Here is a 3,237-nt window from a genome sequence, read left to right on the forward strand (position 1 = left end):
AATGTCCCTGCCATTATTACACCCCAATTATTACTGGACTCTCCTGAGATCATCATTTTCACACCAACCTGCACCGTCCTCATGTTGTCTTGCATGGTAACTATCAAAGGCCAAAGATACATATTCCATGCATAAACAAAATTAATAATAGCCGCTCCAGCGATCATTGGTCCAGATAAGGGTATAAGCACCTTGAAAAAATATTGCATAGCTGAAGCACCATCTATTTTTGCTGCATCCTCTAAAGAGCGAGGGATTGTCATAAAATGTTGCCTAAATAGAAAGGTGTTGGTGGCAGACGCGGTAAAAGGTATTATCAATGCCCAGTAAGTGTTAACCCAACCAAGATTTGACATCAGCATAAACAAAGGTAAAATCATTACAGTTTCAGCAGGCAAAAATAAAGTTACAAAGAGGGTGGAAAACAATATGTTCTTTCCTTTAAATCGAAAAGAAGAAAAGGCATAAGCAGCCAATGTTCCTGTTATTAACTTTCCTAATGTTGTAAATGATGCCACAAGCAAAGAATTAAACATCATTCTGCCCATTGGAACGAGGTCCATCGCCGCTATGTAATTTTTAAAATTGATACTTGAAGGAAAAAATTTAGGTGGATAAGAAAAAACCTCCGTTGGTTCCATAAAACTCATGGAAATTGCCAGTATAAAAGGTAAAAACATGAAAAATGATACAATTATTAACCCTAATTCCACAAAAATATAATTCGCTTTTTCTCTGGTAGATTTCCTCATTATTGCTTGACTCCCTTCATTGATAATGAACCCTTTTCTCACCAAATCTGAAATAAAGAAAGGTGATAAATGACATAATAATAAATAGAACAACACTTTCTGCAGCTGCTAAACTTGTTTTTTGGAAAAAGAACGCGTCTTGATATAGTTTGTAAATTAAGGTTGTGGTGCTTCCTAAAGGGCCTCCTCTTGTCATAATGTCAATGATCCCAAAAGATTGAAACATTCCATTGGTAATATTCATGATAACTAAGTAAAATGTAATGGGAGAAAGCATAGGAAATTTTATTTTCCACATCCTTTGCCACACGTTCGCTCCATCAATAAGAGAACTCTCTATTATTGATTCCGATATGGACTGTAACCCCGCAAGATAAAATATAATCGAAAAAGGCAGCATCTTCCAAACACTGGAAACTATAATTGAAATTAAGGCATATGGCACTTGATTTAACCAATTAATACTTTCTCCTGTAATTCTTGACAAAATATAATTCACATGCCCTGCTACTGGGTTCAACATAAAGGTCCACAATGCTCCTCCGATTGTAAAGGAAATAACATAAGGAACAAAAATTAAAGTTCTATAAATTCTTACCCCAAAGACCTTATTATCTAGTAATTGTGCAATAAGGTAACCTAAAATAACGACTATTATTACCGTTGTAACTATATATATAAATGTAACCTTTAAAGCATCCCAATATGCCTCATTTTCAAAAAGCTTAATGTAGTTGTCTAAACCTGCATATATTCTCTTATTGCCAAATGGTGATATTTTGTAAAAACTCATTAGAAAGGAGTTGACTGCGGGCCAATATATAAAAAGGGCAATAATTATTAGTGTAGGTGTAAGCAAAAGATAAGGTGTATATTTTCCCCACTTCATATTATTTTCCTCCTAAAAATCCAAGGAAGAAAATTCTTCCTTGGATTAATAATATGTGAAATTATAGAATTATCTTAGAGTGGTTATTGATAGGTTATTGATAGAATTCGTTATATTCTTGGATTAATTCTGTCACTTGGTTTTCAGCCCAACTCAATGCCTCTTCAGGTGTCATTTGCCCATCAACCATTCTCTCATATGCTATTTCTATAGTCTCTCGGGTTTCAGGGAATACTCCAATAATCGCTCCAGCTGAGTTGAAATCTCTTTTAGCTAACAATAGTTGTAACAACGAAGTGAAGTAATTTGGGTTCTCGGCATAAAACTCTTCATAGTGCAACCTTTGAATGGCATCTTTTCTTACTGGGAAATACCCTGTACCTTGGTGCCATCTTATTTGTTGATCTTCACGATTGACAAACTTCATAAATTCCCAGGCAGCTTTTGTTTCTTCATCTGGGTGTCCGGCTATCAACCATAAGCTTGCTCCACCAATAACTGGACCTCCACTGACACTTATATCCGGAACAGGCAAAAAGGCTGTACCTAACTCGTAGCCATTACTTTCTAACCCTTCTTGAAAAACCTTTACATCAGATGTGGAAAAGAAATTCATAGCTGCTCTGCCTGAGACAAAATTTTGTCCAGCAGCGTTCCAATCTTCCCTAGCTGTGTTAAGAATTAAACCTTCTTCGTTCAACTGATCAAACAGTTCAAATATTTTTAAACCTGCTTCACTATTGAAAACAGCCTCTGTTGCTCTGGCGGTTCTTCCGTTATCGTTGTTAACAAGTGGTGCATCAGCGGCAGCCATAAGTTGTTCAATTATCCATGAATGGGTGGGCCAAGTTAAACCGTATTGAACAGTAGTTCCATTTGAGTCTTTCTTTGTTAAAATTCTGGAGTATTCTAACAGTTCTTCGTAGGTTTGAGGAGGTCTATTTGGGTCTAAGCCTGCCTCTTCAAAGAGTGTTTTGTTGTAATACAACAAAGCGGTAGATGAATTGAAAGGCATAGAGTACAACTTTCCATCAACTTTGTAGTAATTTAATATTGGTTCCAACAAAACACCTACATCATAAGAATCGTCTTGATCAAGTAAATCTTGCACAGGAACGATAACTCCGCTGTCTATCATCAGTCTTGTACCTATTTCGTAAATCTGAACTATGTGTGGTGCGTTCCCAGATTGTACCGCTGCAACAAGCTTATTCAACGTTTCAGGATAACTTCCTGAATATTGCGCATTTACATTTATGTCTGGATAAGCCTCTTCAAAATCACTCACAATATCTTCGATCAAAGCTATCCTGTCTCCACTCATCGCATGCCAAAATTCTATGGTAACAGGAAAAGACAAAACACCTAACAAAGAAACCATAAATACAAACATAACCAACCTTTTCACAAAACTCACCTCCAATAAATTTTTGAAACTATTTAAACACTATACTTAACAAGTTTTTGTACTTCAATAGTACTTTATTTTTATTTGTGAAATATAAGGAAGTATAAAGTTTTATTAAGCGATAGATACTTTCAAAGTTCTTTTCTTGTTTTTTACTATTTTCTCTAGTAAGTTGTGTTATCATTAAT

General features: G+C 35.4%; 3 protein-coding genes. All 3 read right to left on the reverse strand.

Annotated features, from left to right (window positions below; all coding sequences use genetic code 11):
* A partial coding sequence (locus tag AA81_RS04835; RefSeq protein WP_103898382.1) for a carbohydrate ABC transporter permease occupies window positions 1-752 on the reverse strand: 752 nt, incomplete at its 3' end.
* A gap of 16 nt (window positions 753-768) precedes the next feature.
* A complete protein-coding gene (locus AA81_RS04840; RefSeq protein ID WP_103898383.1) occupies window positions 769-1,641 on the reverse strand; it encodes a carbohydrate ABC transporter permease in 873 nt (290 codons plus the stop codon).
* A 94-nt stretch (window positions 1,642-1,735) separates the two neighbouring features.
* Window positions 1,736-3,049 carry an ABC transporter substrate-binding protein gene (locus tag AA81_RS04845; RefSeq protein WP_103079153.1) on the reverse strand — a complete coding sequence of 438 codons (1,314 nt, stop codon included), beginning with the start codon at window positions 3,047-3,049 and terminating at the stop codon, window positions 1,736-1,738.
* Window positions 3,050-3,237: the final 188 nt, after the last annotated feature.

The organism is Petrotoga halophila DSM 16923, from assembly GCF_002924615.1.